At 57.9% G+C, this 15,023-nt stretch carries 13 protein-coding genes, 1 tRNA gene and 1 pseudogene; 8 read left to right on the top strand and 7 right to left on the bottom strand.

Features of this window, described 5'->3' with window-relative positions; genetic code table 11:
• Positions 1-140 precede the first annotated feature (140 nt).
• The 4 genes from SB765_RS12535 (at position 141) to SB765_RS12520 (ending at position 5,015) form a co-directional block, all read left to right on the top strand.
• Positions 141-1,874 (top strand): IlvD/Edd family dehydratase, encoded by a 1,734-nt coding sequence (locus SB765_RS12535; RefSeq protein WP_410931405.1) that lies wholly within the window; start codon positions 141-143, stop codon positions 1,872-1,874.
• 192 nt (positions 1,875-2,066) lie between these two features.
• A complete protein-coding gene (locus SB765_RS12530) occupies positions 2,067-2,789 on the top strand; it encodes a FadR/GntR family transcriptional regulator (RefSeq protein ID WP_061203959.1) in 723 nt (240 codons plus the stop codon).
• 127 nt (positions 2,790-2,916) lie between these two features.
• Positions 2,917-3,744, top strand: a complete 828-nt coding sequence (locus tag SB765_RS12525; protein WP_410931404.1) for a helix-turn-helix transcriptional regulator — start codon at positions 2,917-2,919, stop codon at positions 3,742-3,744.
• Positions 3,745-3,851: 107 nt separating this feature from the next.
• Positions 3,852-5,015 (top strand): AAA family ATPase, encoded by a 1,164-nt coding sequence (locus SB765_RS12520; protein ID WP_410931403.1) that lies wholly within the window; start codon positions 3,852-3,854, stop codon positions 5,013-5,015.
• A gap of 152 nt (positions 5,016-5,167) precedes the next feature.
• On the opposite strand, the gene SB765_RS12515 is transcribed toward SB765_RS12520, so the two are convergent.
• A complete protein-coding gene (locus tag SB765_RS12515) occupies positions 5,168-5,884 on the bottom strand; it encodes a hypothetical protein (protein ID WP_410931402.1) in 717 nt (238 codons plus the stop codon).
• A 215-nt stretch (positions 5,885-6,099) separates the two neighbouring features.
• Between SB765_RS12515 and SB765_RS12510 the strand changes: the two genes are divergently transcribed.
• The 3 genes from SB765_RS12510 to SB765_RS12500 all read left to right on the top strand — a co-directional run bounded on the left by SB765_RS12510 (position 6,100) and on the right by SB765_RS12500 (position 7,430).
• Complete coding sequence (locus tag SB765_RS12510) at positions 6,100-6,279, top strand: hypothetical protein (protein ID WP_019471428.1); 180 nt, start codon at positions 6,100-6,102, stop codon at positions 6,277-6,279.
• Positions 6,280-6,758: 479 nt separating this feature from the next.
• On the top strand, positions 6,759-7,001 hold the full coding sequence (locus SB765_RS12505) for a hypothetical protein (RefSeq protein WP_049277761.1): 243 nt from the start codon (positions 6,759-6,761) through the stop codon (positions 6,999-7,001).
• A 162-nt stretch (positions 7,002-7,163) separates the two neighbouring features.
• Positions 7,164-7,430 carry a DUF3077 domain-containing protein gene (locus SB765_RS12500; RefSeq protein WP_132841530.1) on the top strand — a complete coding sequence of 89 codons (267 nt, stop codon included), beginning with the start codon at positions 7,164-7,166 and terminating at the stop codon, positions 7,428-7,430.
• Between the two features lie 98 nt (positions 7,431-7,528).
• Here SB765_RS12500 and SB765_RS12495 read toward each other — a convergent pair whose 3' ends face one another.
• Positions 7,529-8,596, bottom strand: a complete 1,068-nt coding sequence (locus SB765_RS12495) for a DUF3883 domain-containing protein (protein ID WP_410931401.1) — start codon at positions 8,594-8,596, stop codon at positions 7,529-7,531.
• 355 nt (positions 8,597-8,951) lie between these two features.
• Here SB765_RS12495 and SB765_RS12490 point away from each other — a divergent pair.
• Positions 8,952-10,056: pseudogene (locus SB765_RS12490) on the top strand (IS630 family transposase).
• 236 nt (positions 10,057-10,292) lie between these two features.
• On the opposite strand, the gene SB765_RS12485 reads toward SB765_RS12490, so the two are convergent.
• From SB765_RS12485 to pheT, 5 genes are all read right to left on the bottom strand, one after another.
• Complete coding sequence (locus tag SB765_RS12485; RefSeq protein WP_132841533.1) at positions 10,293-11,108, bottom strand: TIR domain-containing protein; 816 nt, start codon at positions 11,106-11,108, stop codon at positions 10,293-10,295.
• A gap of 676 nt (positions 11,109-11,784) precedes the next feature.
• Positions 11,785-11,861 (bottom strand) — tRNA-Pro (locus SB765_RS12480).
• A gap of 116 nt (positions 11,862-11,977) precedes the next feature.
• Positions 11,978-12,334 carry a MerR family transcriptional regulator gene (locus SB765_RS12475; protein WP_003250681.1) on the bottom strand — a complete coding sequence of 119 codons (357 nt, stop codon included), beginning with the start codon at positions 12,332-12,334 and terminating at the stop codon, positions 11,978-11,980.
• Positions 12,315-12,617 carry an integration host factor subunit alpha gene (gene ihfA / locus SB765_RS12470; protein ID WP_003250679.1) on the bottom strand — a complete coding sequence of 101 codons (303 nt, stop codon included), beginning with the start codon at positions 12,615-12,617 and terminating at the stop codon, positions 12,315-12,317. Before ihfA ends, SB765_RS12475 begins: the two co-directional genes overlap by 20 nt.
• Positions 12,618-12,621: 4 nt before the next feature.
• On the bottom strand, positions 12,622-15,015 hold the full coding sequence (gene pheT / locus SB765_RS12465) for a phenylalanine--tRNA ligase subunit beta (RefSeq protein WP_410931400.1): 2,394 nt from the start codon (positions 15,013-15,015) through the stop codon (positions 12,622-12,624).
• Between the last annotated feature and the right edge of the window lie 8 nt (positions 15,016-15,023).

Genomic DNA, 15,023 nt, shown 5'->3' with positions numbered 1-15,023 from the left:
GGCTTTTTGGCAGACCGCTAACCTGGCGAATCGATCATATAGTATTACCATTTAAAACAACAACCCTTCACAGATGCCTTTTTAGCCGGTAGAGTCAGCCACATAACGACAAATAGTAATACTAATTAGGTGTCCCGCTCATGTCAGATAACAAACGCCCCCTGCGCTCCGCCCAATGGTTTGGTACCGCCGACAAGAACGGCTTCATGTACCGCAGCTGGATGAAGAACCAAGGCATTCCAGACCACGAATTCCAAGGCAAGCCGATCATCGGCATCTGCAACACCTGGTCGGAGCTGACCCCGTGCAACGCCCACTTCCGCAAAATTGCCGAGCATGTGAAAAAAGGCGTGCTGGAGGCTGGCGGCTTCCCGGTGGAGTTCCCGGTGTTTTCCAGCGGCGAGTCCAACCTGCGCCCCACCGCCATGCTCACCCGCAACCTGGCGAGCATGGACGTGGAGGAAGCCATACGTGGCAACCCGGTGGACGCCGTGGTGCTGCTGACCGGCTGCGACAAAACCACCCCGGCGCTGCTGATGGGTGCCGCCAGCTGCGACGTACCGGCGATCGTGGTTACCGGCGGGCCGATGCTCAACGGCAAGCACAAAGGCAAGGACATTGGCGCCGGCACCATCGTCTGGCAGATGCACGAGGCCTATAAAGCCGGCCAGATCGACCTCAACGAGTTCCTCTCGGCCGAGGCTGGCATGTCGCGCTCGGCGGGCACCTGCAACACCATGGGCACCGCCTCGACCATGGCCTGCATGGCCGAAGCGCTGGGCACCTCGCTGCCACACAACGCCGCCATCCCGGCTGTGGATGCCCGCCGCTATGTACTCGCCCACCTGTCGGGCATGCGCATTGTCGACATGGTGCGCGAAGACCTGCGCCTGTCGAAAGTCCTTACCCGCGAAGCCTTCGAGAATGCCATCCGCGTCAACGCCGCCATCGGTGGTTCGACCAACGCCGTGATCCACCTCAAGGCGATTGCCGGGCGCATTGGCGTAGACCTGCAACTGGAAGACTGGACCCGCGTCGGCCGCGGCACACCGACCTTGGTCGACTTGCAGCCTTCGGGCCGCTTCCTGATGGAGGAGTTCTATTACGCCGGCGGCCTGCCCGCAGTGATCCGCCGCCTGGGTGAACATGGCCTGCTGCCCAACCCCAACGCGCTGACCGCCAACGGCAAGAGCCTGTGGGACAACTGCCAGGCCGCGCCGCTGTATGACGAAGAAGTCATCCGCCCGCTCGACAAACCGCTGGTGGCCGATGGTGGCATCTGTATCTTGCGCGGCAACCTGGCGCCCAAGGGCGCGGTGCTCAAACCCTCAGCGGCAACCCCTGCGCTGATGCAGCATCGCGGGCGTGCTGTGGTGTTCGAAAACTTCGAAGATTACAAGGCACGCATCAACGACCCTGAGCTGGAGGTGGACGCCAATTCGGTGCTGGTGATGAAGTACTGCGGGCCCAAGGGCTACCCAGGCATGGCCGAGGTGGGCAACATGGGCCTGCCTGCCAAGCTGCTGGCCCAGGGTGTGACTGACATGGTGCGCATCTCCGACGCCCGCATGAGCGGCACCGCCTACGGCACCGTGGTGCTGCACGTGGCGCCCGAAGCCGCTGCGGGCGGGCCATTGGCAGCGGTACGTGAAGGCGACTGGATCGAGCTGGATTGCAAGGAAGGCCGGCTGCACCTGGACGTTGGCGCCGAGGAACTGGCCGGCCGCCTGGCCGACCTGCAAGCGCCACCACAGTTGATCACTGGCGGTTACGCCAAGCTGTACCTGGACCATGTGATGCAGGCGGATGAAGGGTGCGATTTCGACTTTCTGGTGGGCTGCCGGGGGGCAGCGGTGCCCAAGCATTCGCACTAACCAGCTCGCAACACCGCTCCTACCAGCACGGTACCTGTAGGAGCGGGTTCACCCGCGAACACGGGCGAAGCCCGTGCCACCCAGCCCCCCCTGCCCCGAACAAACCCAACCCGCTCAAACCTGCCTCACAGACCTCCCCTCACCCACTAATGCTATGATGCCTGCCCCGCTCGAAGGACCACCCGCGCCCCCATGAACTACCGCCAGCCCACCACGCGCAAAAGCATGCACGCCACCCTGGTCCAGGACCTTGGCCTGCAAATCGTTTCCGGCCAACTCGCACCCGGGCAAAAGCTGCCCTCCGAGGCCAGCCTGTGCGAAAGCTACGCGATCAGCCGGCCGGTGTTCCGTGAAGCGATGCGCGCGCTTACCGCCAAGGGCCTGGTCCAGGCCCGCCCTCGGGTAGGCACCTTGGTCAGGCCCCGCCATGACTGGCACATGCTCGACCCCGACGTGCTGCACTGGCTGATGCAGGCCACCCCGCAAAAGGACTTCTTCAACACCTTGTCCAGCGTACGCTGGGTCATCGAGCCCGCCGCCGCCGCGCTGGCCGCCACCAATGCCACCAGCGAAGATGTCGCATCGATCGGCGAAGCCTACCAGCGCATGGAAGCCGCGCGCACTCATGAAGAGCGCCTGCAACCCGACCTGGACTTCCACGCCCGCATCGCCGATGCCACCCATAACGACCTGCTCGCCTACCTGTGCAACATGCTGTCGATGGCCCTGCGTGAATCGGTGCGCTATTCGAACCAGCGGCCGAACTTCGACCAGCTGGCCCTGCCCCGGCACAAGGCGATTCTCACTGCTATTCAGAACGGCGACGCGCTCGGGGCGCGACATGCATCGCTGGTGCAGCTGGAAGATGCACGCGTGGCGTTGAGCAAGGTGTTGGGGCAAGACCCGACAAGCTGAAGCAAAGCCACTGCTTGCAGACCCCCAGGCTAAGCGTCGCGCCTGCAAATTGGTTATCCTGCCCAACAGCCCAGCCCCAGCGGCCGCCTAAAACAATAAGTCATGCCTTGCCCTCAGGGAGTACCGCATGGAATTCTGGCCACTACGCCCCTCCACGACCGACTTTCGCCTACCCATCGAGCAAACCGCCACCCTGCTCGCCCGCACAAGCGAAAGCCGCGGCAAGCTGTTGGCCGCCGACATGCTGAAACTGGTCAGCGCCCAGGTCCCGTTGGCCCAGTGCACCATTTTCGCCTATAGCCCCAACCGCAGCCCGCAGATCATTTCATTCGCCGACCGCGCGCGAATGATCGAGCTACCCAGAATCTCCAGCAACTATGCCGAACGCTTCTACAGCATGGACGGCAACCAGCAAGCGATGACTGCGCGCCAGGCCCTGCCCACAGCCGAGCGCATCATGGTGCAACGCCAAGGCATCGAAGACATCGCCCACCGCGATTACCGTCGCATCTGCTACGAGCTGCCGCAAATTTCCGAACGCGTTGCCCTGCTCACGCACTGCGAAGGCAACCGCTGGCTATCGGTAAACTTCTACCGGGGCCGGGAGCACGGCCGTTTTGCCCCCCACGAAATCAATGTCATCGAAACAGCCGCCCCGCTGATCGTACAAGTCTCGCGCCTGCATTACCGCGCCTATCTCGAAGCCAATGAGATGCCGGCACTGCTCAGTGAACGGGTTGTCAGCCTGTACCCGGAACTGACCCGGCGTGACCAGGAGCTGCTGCAACTGATGCTGGCTGGGTGTGAGGTTGAGGACATTAGCGTGAACATGGGTATTCAGCGTTCGAGTGCGGCTACGTATATCAAGCGGCTGTACCGCAAACTGGGTATTTCTGGGCAGCGTGAGTTGTTGGCGCTGGCTACCCAGCGCAAGTGGCCTGGCCAGGTGCATTAACGCTAGCCAGCGGCCTTGCAGGCACGCGGCTGAACACCTGATGAAGCTGGCAAGGCAGCCCCGCTTCGGCCACAATCGGTCGCTTGGTACACGCTGGAAAGCACTGCATGCTCACTACCCTCGCCATCGGCAACTACCGCTCGATCAACCACCTGGTACTGCCGCTGGGCCAACTCAACCTGGTGACCGGTGCCAACGGCAGCGGCAAATCCAACCTGTACAAGGCCCTGCGCCTGCTGGCCGAAACCGCCCAGGGCGGCGTGATCGAAGCCCTCGCCCGTGAAGGCGGGCTGGATTCGACCTGGTGGGCCGGCCCGGCAACCAGCGCACGGATGAAGCGCGGCGAAGTGCCCATCCAAGGCCAGCACCCGAGCGAGGCCAGGCGCCTGCGCCTGGGCTTTGCTACCGAGGACTACGGTTTTGCCATCTCCCTCGGCCTGCCGATTCCCCTGCCGTATCCGACCGCGTTCATGCTCGACCCTGAGATAAAGTGCGAAGCCATCTGGGGCGCTGGTGCCTATCGGCCCGCTTCCTTGCTGGTCGAGCGCAAGAACGCCATGGTGCGGGCCCGCGAGGGCAATGGCTGGGCAGTGCTGGATCAGCATGCTGACAGCGGTGAGAGCTTCTTCAACATCGTCGGCCGACCCCGCCAGGCGCCGGAGATTGGTGAGCTGCGCGCCTTCATCAACAGCTGGCGGTTCTACGACCACTTTCGCATCGACCGCGATGCGCCTTGTCGACAGCCACAGCTGGGTACCCGGTCGCCGGTGCTGCATCACGACGGCCGCAACCTCGCTTCGGCGTTGCGGACCATTATCGAGATAGGTGATGTCGAAGACCTGGTAGCGGCGCTGGACGACGCGTTTCCCGGCAGCCGCCTGGCGATTGATGCACCGCCGGGCGGGCTGTTCAGCGTGCGGCTACACCAGCATGGGCTGCTGCGCCCGTTAGGGGGTGCTGAATTGTCGGATGGCACCTTGAGGTACCTGTTGCTGATGGCAGCGCTGCTGACACCCCGCCCGCCGTCACTGATGGTGCTGAACGAACCGGAAACCAGCCTGCATGCCGACCTGCTACCTGCGCTGGCCCGCCTGATCATCCGCGCCTCGCAACGTAGCCAGGTGTGGGTGGTGTCGCACAGCAAGCCGCTGATCGACGCATTGACCGCGTGCGACGGGTGCAATGTGCTGGAGCTGGAGAAGCACCACGGGCAGACGCAGTTGCGAGGGGTCGGTTTGCTGGATGAGCCACTGTGGCGGTGGGTTGACTGACCACGGCTGCCCAAGCCTCAAGCCCCAAATGCCAAGCCATGCACCGCACCTGTAGGAGCTGGCTTGCCTGCGATGGGCCGCAAAGCGGCCCCATTGGCCATAGCTGTCCGACCTCAGGCCCGGCCCCACCCCGGCCCACTTCGGAGATACCCTTAAGGCCTCATCAGCGGCTCAATCCCGATCCATTTCTTCACAGGGTGATAACAGAGCCTCAACGGCGGAATCTGCACCTTGCGGCCCTGCACATCCAGTGTCCCCAGATGAATCGTCCATTTGGAGTACGCATCAAACTTGTCCGTCTGGAAAATCACATACGCCGAGCCATAGCGCGTGTTGTTGGTCATCCTGGGAATCATCCGGTGCACTTCATCGCTGTTGATGTCGTACGGCGAAGGCCGGGCGGTCTTCTCATTCACCAACGGAAAGTCGTACGTCTCGTTGACGCCAACGTACACCTCGGACCGTGCATTCAGCCGCGAACCGTCTTCAAAGGTGATGTAAGCCTGGCGGCTGTCGTACAGCACCGGTATCGGCGGCTCGCCACGCCTGGAATCAGTCGACGGGCGCTGACGGTCTTTGTTGTAGGCGACCAGTTGCACATAAAATTCCTGCCGCGAGTACTTCTCGCCCGGGTACTGCACGTACAGGGCTTGCTCGTAGGGCTTTTCGCCCCATAGAGCGGCGTGGTCGTAGAAGTAGGTTTCCAGGTAGAGCGTGGTCTCACCCTGCGGCCCTGGCACCTTGAACTGGAACTCGGATTCGCAGAGGTCCGCGTACGCGGCGCGTTCGCGTTTCCAAGGGACGCAGGCGGTCAACGAGGCTACTGCCAGCATTACCATGAGAAAGGTGGTCCGTTTCAAGTTATTCATGACCTGCCCTGGTCGAGATGAGAGTGGATCAGTTTCGAGGGCCGAATGGCGGAAGTCCATGCTGCCCCTTTGCCAGTATCGCGCTACAGACAGCAGACCGAGCAGCCGCTGTGGATGTGACCACAAAGCCGCAAACGGATTTGCTAAGATCGCGTCATTTCCGCGGGGTGAACTCCATCCTCACCCAAGCCATTTGTAGCCTGCTGGAAGACCCGATGAACAAATTGATCCTGCCTTTCGCCATCTTCGTTAGCGTCCTCCTCACTGGGAAAATCGCCGAGCATTACGGCCTGGAGGGCAGCTGGAAAATCGGCCTGCTGTGCCTCGTGGCAGCTGCCGTCCAAATCGCTGTTACCCGTTTTCAGCGCTACCAGCGGCAGAAAGCCCAGCTGTAAAGGGCGCGAGGCCTGCTACGCTGATTGATCACATTCTGGGGACTTTTCTTTCACCCAATTTTCACAGTGGCTTAGGCAGTATCAAGCTATCCCTACGTGATAGTACTTAGCCCGCCTCGGCGGGCTTTCTTTTGCCCGCATGTTTCCTGTCGACGTCTTGAGGAACGGCAGCGGGTCGAAAAATCAGAAATAACCCCTTCCTTGTAGGCCATTTCCCAAAGATACTCCTCGCGCCTGTTTTTCGTTGCACATGGAAATAGTCAGCCCTAGTCTCGATCCGTCGCTGCCAATTCAGCGACCGGTTTTGACAGACCGCTGACGTTGTCCTCATGTGCTCGCTTTCATGGCGGCTGTACGTGTGGGCACCTTCTGGTGCGCCGAGTGCCAACGTCTCGGTCTGTCAACCCGCGTACAGCTGCCACCATCTTGTTTGACAGCAAGGTTGAGGTAGCTCCACTTTCCGACGTTGGAGTTTCACCATGCTCAAGATCGTTCCAGATCCACCCCACAAGACTCTCTGCCTCGAAGACACCCTCATCGAAGCCTCGGACTACGCGCTTTGCGCTGCGACTGTCGTGCATCAGGCAATGCTGCTACAGCCCAAGTCGCCAGCATCGATTTTGATGATGACCTCGATGCATGAACTGGAGACGCTGCGGGCTTTACTGGAGTCCGCAATAGCCCAAGTGCAGATGCCCACTGAGCCTGGGACTTCGCACTGAAGCCTAATTGATGTGTCGCCCAGGCACCCAAACGCCTGCAAACCGAGCCTCCACATAGATCTGAGCCATGTCGCAGATCGTGAAACCTATGCAGCACTTGTGGGAGCTGGCTTGCCGGCGAGAGGCCAGCCCAGGCACTAGAGATTTCGGGGAGATCGACCAATGTCCACAGAAGAAACCAAATTCACCGTCGGCAAAACCACCTTCTATCAAGGTGCAAGCCAGACCCATCCCCTCTTCCGCATCGAAGCCGGCATCCCGTGCCAGAGTGCCCGCGAGCAGGCCTCGGAGCTGATGGGCTATGCACGGGATATGACTCTGGATGGTTTGATGGAAGATAAACCACAGCTGATCTGGGCTTCGCACTACCTTTGTGCTTTAGCCAAGGCGCTGATGGACGATGCTGAGTTGGGGATGATGAGTAACTAGTGAAAAAAGGCCCCCGCGGGAAGGGTCGTGAACCGGCCCTTCCAACTCAAGCAACAGAGCAAAAAGGTCTGGCTATCTACACAAAAACTACGCACGCACTAACCGAAGTGCTCGCGGAAGCTGGCCCTAAAATCCAATGGTTTCAAGTACAGCTGAGTCGACAAATCGCCGCGAAGAATGAACAACTGGGGAGCGCTGCTGAGCTTGAAAACTCGGTAAAGATAGAATTGGTCCTGCGCTTCCGCTGAGAACTCCAGCTCATTTCGGCTAACTACAAACGAGGACTCGCGCGCCCCATTGGTCGCCTTCACCTCAATAAAGCGATGAAGAATACCGCTCTCAAATGAGAGGATATCGTAGCCAGCACCATCGCCCTGGGAGTCCGAGATCCACTCCACCTGCTGCGCCAGCTCAGGATGCCCCGTCTCCGTCAACCGATGCTTCTCATAGCCAACCACCCATTGCTCTCCCAAACGCCCAAGCTCGCGATTCGCGTCGTCGCGGGCAGCGTAGTCAAGCTTGCGCGGTAGGCGTTCTCCGACACGGGTTGGTGCTACCAGCGCTTTCCGCTCTTCCATAACGGGCGATTTGACCAGAACTGCGGAGTACGATTTCTGTGCCGGAGTTTTCACCTCCTCCAACCCATCGACGATCTTGACCATATCTGCCCGATGGTTTTTTACGTAATGCTGTACCGCTTCTCTTAACAGTGACTGGCTGTTACTAAAGGGTAGATAGCCAGGAATGAAAGGCAAATTCATACTATCGAGAACAGCGCTGATATTCCGATGCTTACTTTCCACCGCCGATTTGTTTCGCCCTTCCAAATGCTCGCGCAGCATCCTGTTTCGGGCTGACTTGTTATAGGCGATGTCATCAGCCTCCAAGCGAAGCATTTCGAAATAGTCCTCCACAATGGATCGAACCTCACCTTCACTCCAATCTTGCTCACCAAGCATAACTTCGAAACCTAACTTAGTAAGTAAAGAGGGCATGATAGATTCAACGCCAGCGAAACTTTCAGCCCCTAGAGCACCCTGGCTAGGAAATTGCTTCCCGAACGCAACCCCCACAATGGCTTTCAAATCGCACCAATCCCCTGTTAGAGGGTTACGAACTATGTACTCCGCAGATTTAGGGTAATCATAACGTTTCAGGAACGCCATTCGTCCGAGCCTCGAAAACTCGTTCATGGCGGCCTGGATGGCGGAACTCTCTAGGAGGGAAAGCTGAGGCACAGGCGGTGCATCCTTGCGGTAATTTCGCTCGAACTCTCGGCTTTTTCCTACAAAAAATCAAGCCGCACAAGGCCTCACAGCTTGGTAACCAAGCATGTTGCCCATCGCGAATTCATCCTATTCCGTCAGAAAATACCCTCAGCGATCCGAGCTATATCACAGGGATTGGCACTTGTGCAACATCTGCAGTGATTGCTGATGCTAGTGTGATGTTTCAGAGGTACCGCTGAAAATTCGGACTAAGCCCTGTAGAAACCCACTCATCAAGATGATGTGTATCGACATGAGCCGACCAGCAACTGTCATTACCCTTCTGAAACCGAACACACGGAGTTATTGCGTCGGGTCAAGCTTCGCAAAGGTGCCCAGGATGCATGCCTACGCGCCGAGATAATCCTCGCCTGTGCCGCCGGCGAATCAGGTAACGACATCGCCAAGCGCTTGGGCACCAACAAGGATGTGGTGTCACGATGGCGCCAGCGTTCCTCTAAGTTGGGGTTGCTGGGTTTGAACGATGAACCGCGCTCTGGTCGGCCGCGTACTATTTCGGATGAACAAGTTCAGCAGGTAGTCAATCAGATATTGAAAGGCAGGCCAGACGACTCCAGCCACTGAAGTACGCGGCCTATGAGTCGCGAAACCGGTCTGTCCCCTGCCAGCATCATGCGCATCTGGCACGCGTTCGGGATCAAGCCGCATCTGGAATAAACCTTCAAGCTCTCCACCGATCCATTGTTTGTCGATAAGGTTCACGACATCGTTGGGCTGTATTTGAATCCACCCGAAAGAGCTCTGGTGCTATACGTTGATGAGAAGAGTCAGATCCAGGCGTTAAACCGCACTCAGCCTGGGTTGCCCCTTTCCCCTGGCAATCCTGCAACTCGCACGCACGATTACAAACGACATGGAGCAACCTCTCTGTTCGCTGCTCTGGATGTGGCAACGGGTGAGGTTATTGGTCGATTGAAGCGTCAGCGCCGCAGCACTGAATTCTTCGCCTTTCTGAGAGAAATTGATGCGTCGGTGCCCGCTGAAATGCCTATTCATCTGATCATGAACAACTACGCAACACTCAAGACTGACAAAGTCAGGGCCTGGCTTGCAGCGCGCCCACGCTACACCATCCACTTCACGCCCACTTCGGCCTCTTGGCTAAATTTGGTCGAGCGCTTTTTCTCAATGTTGAGCGAGAAATGGATCAAGCGACAGGCACATGTCAGCGTCAAAGATCTGGAAGCTTCGATTAAGCACTACCTGGAAACGTACTACCAGAACCTGAAGCATTCCGATGGCACAAGAAAGCAGAGGACACCCTCGCTTCAGTCGCTCGTGCAGCACGAGTGCTCGGGTCATGGTTTTTTAGTGGTACTTCTGAAACACCACACTAGTAAGGTTGGCGATTGAGTTTTTCATAAGAGCCTCCATAACGACTAGTTAAAAACCAAATATAGAAGCGAGGACTCCAACCCAAACGAGATTAAAACTTCAATTTCAATGTATACCTGCATCTCAAAACTGCTTGTGCCAGCGCCGGAATAGATCCAAACTGAAGTTTTTAAACGGAGCCGGATCTAGCCGGCCCCGAGTAAGCGTAGCGAACGGCTTAAAAAGTAGTGATGCGTTGCTATACCTGAATCTTATAACCAGCCGCTTTTAATTCCCGAATTATTGAATACGCTTGCGATTCAATTGAGTTTTCGATTTTTTTGTACACAAGCCCCGCTAAATCGCTGGGGATTACTACGTCTCCTTTATGTATGCAGGAAACTCTATTTCGACCTAGCCGGCCTACAAAGTAGCCAAACTCAAAAATAACATTAGGTCTTGCGCGAGACTCTTTCTTCCTGTCTGCGTCATTGAGTAATTCTTGGTCCGCTGTATAAGCAATTTCATCTGGCGTAAGCAGAATGAAGGCGTATCCAACATCGCTATGTTTTTCAAATTTTTCTATGATCGTTGCGCCGGCATCGATTTGACGATGCAGGACAACAGGTTGCAAGCCAATCTCGTGAACAAACCGCTCGACGTCGTTTTTTAGCTCTGAGTCATGCCCGTGAACAATGAAAACTTTGTTAGATAGAGCTGGCGATGTGTTTTCACTTTCACTTTTGCTTAGTTCGCCAAATACGTCTTCAGTCAACGCGCTGCGGGTGTTTTCAAGTGCTTTTAAGAACGATGATTTGGCTCTCTCAAAATTTTCCGGATTGTAACCAGACGTTGGTATGCTTCTGGCAACGGAAGCAAGCTTTGCAGCAGGGCTATCATTTGCCATTGTTTTACTTACAATATTGAAGGAGCGGGCTTTCCACTCAAACCATTCAGGTTTATCATCACCCCCATACTGGCCTGGATAACTACTGTTTGGATAGCAGAAGTTTTTGAAGGTGAACTTATTACCTTCCTCAATGAGATGATCTAATACGGCTATCTGGCTATCCATTTGTACTCCAGGAATTCAAATTATTGTGTGCAGTGATAAATACAAATAGACACCGACTGTCGCAGAAGCCCCTGAACGGGCGTGGTGTATAACATTCCTTGTTCCTGTTGCAGTCCGGGTCTAGGCTGAGGTTTTCAGGATGCCAATGAGCGTATAAGGGAGATGTACACCATGGATAGACAACCTCGTTTGCTCGATCAATCGTGGGTGCAAATTCGCCTACAACATTACTCGATCCTGACGGAGCCTGTCTATTGCAGGTAGGTTACGCGGCGCGGCAGGAACAGACCTGCTGAGACGAGACAGCTTATGCAAGTTTCGCAGTGTGTGGCTGCGTCGTTACCAGCCTTCAGTACTAGGCACCATCTGCTCTGATCCTGACAGCTCTTGGTGGCGCAGCATCTGAGAATCAAGGCCTCATCTAAGGCTGTCAAGTTCACTGCCGCAGATAAGCCCGCACCTCGTGATCAGATTTGTCCCGGCTCATTGCACCACCCTACAGGTACCAATCATTCAGCAATAGACGGCACACCAGGGATAAGCGGTGGGTATGATCTGATGACAAGCTACAGCTGAAATAAGCGCATTGATCAGCTTATACGACTACACTACCGCACAGCGTGGTCTAAAGCACAAACAAAAAAGCCACCCGAAGGTGGCTTAGTTGTTTAAATAATGGTCGGGACGGAGTGATTCGAACACTCGACCCCTTGCACCCCATGCAAGTGCGCTACCGGGCTGCGCTACGCCCCGACTGGGCTTGAAGCATGTTCTCAATCTTGCCGAGAACGTTGAAGAATGTACCCTAACCCTCTGATAAATGAAAGCTTTTTCTCAAAAAAATTTCCACTCATCAGAAAAAGCCCAGCTCACTTCTTCAAAACCACCAGCACATCCTCCAACTCAACAATCATCTGCCGAATCAGCTGCTTGTACTGGCTGGATTCATCCTTAGCCTCATCACTGGAAAGCCTCAATCGAGCCCCGCCAATGGTGAACCCCTGGTCATAAAGCAGCGCACGAATCTGGCGGATCATCAGCACATCCTGCCGCTGGTAATACCGCCGGTTCCCCCGCCGCTTCACAGGGTTAAGCTGGTCGAACTCCTGCTCCCAATACCGCAGCACGTGCGGCTTTACCGCACAAAGCTCACTCACTTCACCAATGGTGAAGTAGCGTTTGCCCGGTATGGGGGGCAGTTCGTCGTTATGGCTTGGTTCCAGCATATGCCTCAACCCGGGCCTTCAACTTCTGCCCTGGACGAAAGGTGACGACGCGCCGTGCAGTGATCGGGATCTCTTCCCCTGTCTTGGGGTTGCGGCCCGGCCGCTGGCGTTTGTCGCGAAGGTCGAAGTTGCCGAAACCGGACAGCTTCACCTGCTCGTTCTCTTCAAGTGCGTGCCGAATTTCTTCGAAAAACAGCTCGACCAGCTCCTTGGCCTCACGCTTGTTAAGCCCTAGCTCCTCGTACAGCCTTTCGGCCATCTCAGCTTTCGTCAGAGCACCCATGCCGTTATTTCCTTAACGTGGTGTTCAACCTTTGTTCGAGCGAGGTGAGGATGTTTTGCAGGGTAGTGTTCACCTCATCGTCGTTAAGAGTGCGCGATGGATGCTGCCAGGTCAAGCCAACGGCAAGGCTTTTTCTATCAGGATCAATGCCTTTACCTTGGTAGACATCAAACAGCCTGAGGTCTGTGAGCCATTCGCCTGCATTGTCACGAATTAATTCAAGCACCGCGCTAGAAGCTACATCACGTCCTGCAATCAAAGCCAGGTCACGACGGGTTTCCGGGAACTTGGACAGCTCGCTGAATTTCGGCAGGCGGCCTTCGACCACGTCGCCCAGCACCAACTCGAACAGGAACACCGGGCGGTCCAGGCCCAGGGCTTTGGCCAGCTCTGGGTGGATGGCGCCGAGGTAGCCGACCAGTTTGCCGTCGCGCTCGATGGCGGCGGTTTGGCCTGGGTGCAGGGCTGGGTGTTTGCCGGCGCTGAAGGTGAAATCGCTCAGGGCGCCGGAGTAGCCCAGCAAGGCTTCGACGTCGGCTTTTACGTCGAAGAAGTCGACGCCGTCGCGGCCGTTGGCCCAGCCTTCTGGCAGGCGGCTGCCGGTGATGACGCCGGCGATCATCGGCTGTTGCTGCAGGTCACCCAGTTGGCCGACGAAGCGCAGGCCGCTTTCGAACAGGCGCACGCGGTCTTGCTGGCGGTTCAGGTTGTGCTGCAGTGCCTTGACCAGGCCCGGCCACAGGGATGCACGCATGGCGGCCATGTCGCTGGAGATGGGGTTGGCCAGCAGCAGCGGCTCTACGCCCGGACTGAACAGTTCGAACAGTTTCGGGTCGATGAAGCTGTAGGTGATGGCTTCCTGGTAGCCGCGGGCAACCAGCAGGCGACGCAGGGTTGGCAGGTCACCGCGGGTTTCCGGCTTGCCCTGTGGGGCCAGGCGGGCTTGCGGGTAGCGAACCGGCAGGTTGTTGTAGCCGTACAGGCGGGCCAGCTCTTCGATCAGGTCCACTTCCAGGCTGATGTCGAAGCGGTGGCTTGGGACGTTGACGGTCCACTGCGCTACACCTTCAGAGCCGCCACTCTTGGTCGTGGTCAGCTCCAGGGCGTTGAGCAGTTGCTCGACCTGGGCTGGGTCCATTTCCATGCCGAGCATCTGGGTAATGCGTTCGGCGCGCAGGGTGACGGGAGCCACTTTTGGCAGGTGTTGCTCGCTGACAGCTTCGACCACCGGGCCGGCTTCGCCACCGACGATGTCCAGCAGCAGCTGGGTGGCGCGCTCGATGGCTTCGCGGGCCAGCTGCGAGTCAACGCCGCGCTCGTAGCGGTGCGAGGCATCGGTGTGCAAGCCGTAGGAACGGGCTTTACCGGCGACGGAAATCGGCTCGAAGAAGGCGCTTTCCAGGAACAGGTCGCGGGTTTTTTCGGTGTTCACACCGCTGTGCTCGCCACCCATGACGCCGGCGATGGCCAGGGCGCGGGTGTGGTCGGCGATGACCAGGGTGTCGGCACGCAGGGCAACTTCCTGGCCGTCGAGCAAGACGAGCTTTTCGCCCTCTTCAGCCATGCGTACGCGGATGCCGCCGTTGATTTCTGCCAGGTCAAAGGCGTGCATCGGCTGGCCGAGTTCGAGCATCACGTAGTTGGTGATGTCGACGGCGGCGTCGATGCTGCGCACGTCGCTGCGGCGCAGGCGTTCGACCATCCACAGTGGGGTCGGCTTGCTGAGGTCGACGTTACGGATAACGCGGCCCAGGTAGCGTGGGCAGGCCGCCGGGGCGCTGACTTCGACCGGGCGCACTTCGTCGTGGGCAGGCGCTACGGCAGGCACCACCGGGCGGGTGACCGGGGTGTCGTACAGCGCGCTGACGTCACGGGCCAGGCCGGCGATGGACAGGCAGTCACCACGGTTCGGCGTGAGGCCGATTTCGATGCTGGCGTCGTCCAGGCTCAGGTAGGTGCGAATGTTTTCGCCAACCGGGGCGTCAGCCGCCAGTTCCAGCAGGCCGTCGTTCTCTTCGCTGATTTCCAGCTCGGCCGCCGAGCACAGCATGCCGAAGGACTCGACGCCGCGCAGCTTGGCCTTTTTGATCTTGAAGTCGCCAGACAGCTCGGCACCGATCATGGCGAACGGGATCTTGATGCCTGGGCGGGCGTTAGGCGCGCCGCACACGACCTGGAAGGTTTCCTGGCCGTTGGTCACCTGGCACACGCGCAGCTTGTCGGCGTCCGGGTGCTGTTCGGTGGCGAGGATTTCGCCTACCACAATGCCGCTGAACTGGCCGGCAGCGGGGGTAACGCTGTCGACTTCGAGGCCGGCCATGGACAGGCGGGCGACCAGTTCGTCACGGGAGACTTGCGGGTTTACCCAACCGCGCAGCCACTGTTCACTGAATTTCATGCTGTTCT

It is taken from the genome of Pseudomonas sp. SIMBA_067 (genome assembly GCF_046534675.1).
Lineage (GTDB): Bacteria > Pseudomonadota > Gammaproteobacteria > Pseudomonadales > Pseudomonadaceae > Aquipseudomonas > Aquipseudomonas putida.
This window is presented reverse-complemented; position numbering and strand designations above follow the sequence as displayed.

Excerpts from the sequence above, each read along its gene's own strand:
- ihfA (WP_003250679.1), bottom strand. The coding sequence starts at position 12,617 with ATGGGTGCTCTGACGAAAGCTGAGATGGCCGAAAGGCTGTACGAGGAG.
- SB765_RS12505 (WP_049277761.1), top strand. The coding sequence starts at position 6,759 with ATGCTCAAGATCGTTCCAGATCCACCCCACAAGACTCTCTGCCTCGAA.
- SB765_RS12495 (WP_410931401.1), bottom strand. The coding sequence starts at position 8,596 with ATGGCGTTCCTGAAACGTTATGATTACCCTAAATCTGCGGAGTACATA.
- pheT (WP_410931400.1), bottom strand. The coding sequence starts at position 15,015 with ATGAAATTCAGTGAACAGTGGCTGCGCGGTTGGGTAAACCCGCAAGTC.
- SB765_RS12525 (WP_410931404.1), top strand. The coding sequence starts at position 2,917 with ATGGAATTCTGGCCACTACGCCCCTCCACGACCGACTTTCGCCTACCC.
- SB765_RS12530 (WP_061203959.1), top strand. The coding sequence starts at position 2,067 with ATGAACTACCGCCAGCCCACCACGCGCAAAAGCATGCACGCCACCCTG.
- SB765_RS12515 (WP_410931402.1), bottom strand. The coding sequence starts at position 5,884 with ATGAATAACTTGAAACGGACCACCTTTCTCATGGTAATGCTGGCAGTA.
- SB765_RS12500 (WP_132841530.1), top strand. The coding sequence starts at position 7,164 with ATGTCCACAGAAGAAACCAAATTCACCGTCGGCAAAACCACCTTCTAT.
- SB765_RS12475 (WP_003250681.1), bottom strand. The coding sequence starts at position 12,334 with ATGCTGGAACCAAGCCATAACGACGAACTGCCCCCCATACCGGGCAAA.
- SB765_RS12535 (WP_410931405.1), top strand. The coding sequence starts at position 141 with ATGTCAGATAACAAACGCCCCCTGCGCTCCGCCCAATGGTTTGGTACC.
- SB765_RS12485 (WP_132841533.1), bottom strand. The coding sequence starts at position 11,108 with ATGGATAGCCAGATAGCCGTATTAGATCATCTCATTGAGGAAGGTAAT.
- SB765_RS12520 (WP_410931403.1), top strand. The coding sequence starts at position 3,852 with ATGCTCACTACCCTCGCCATCGGCAACTACCGCTCGATCAACCACCTG.
- SB765_RS12510 (WP_019471428.1), top strand. The coding sequence starts at position 6,100 with ATGAACAAATTGATCCTGCCTTTCGCCATCTTCGTTAGCGTCCTCCTC.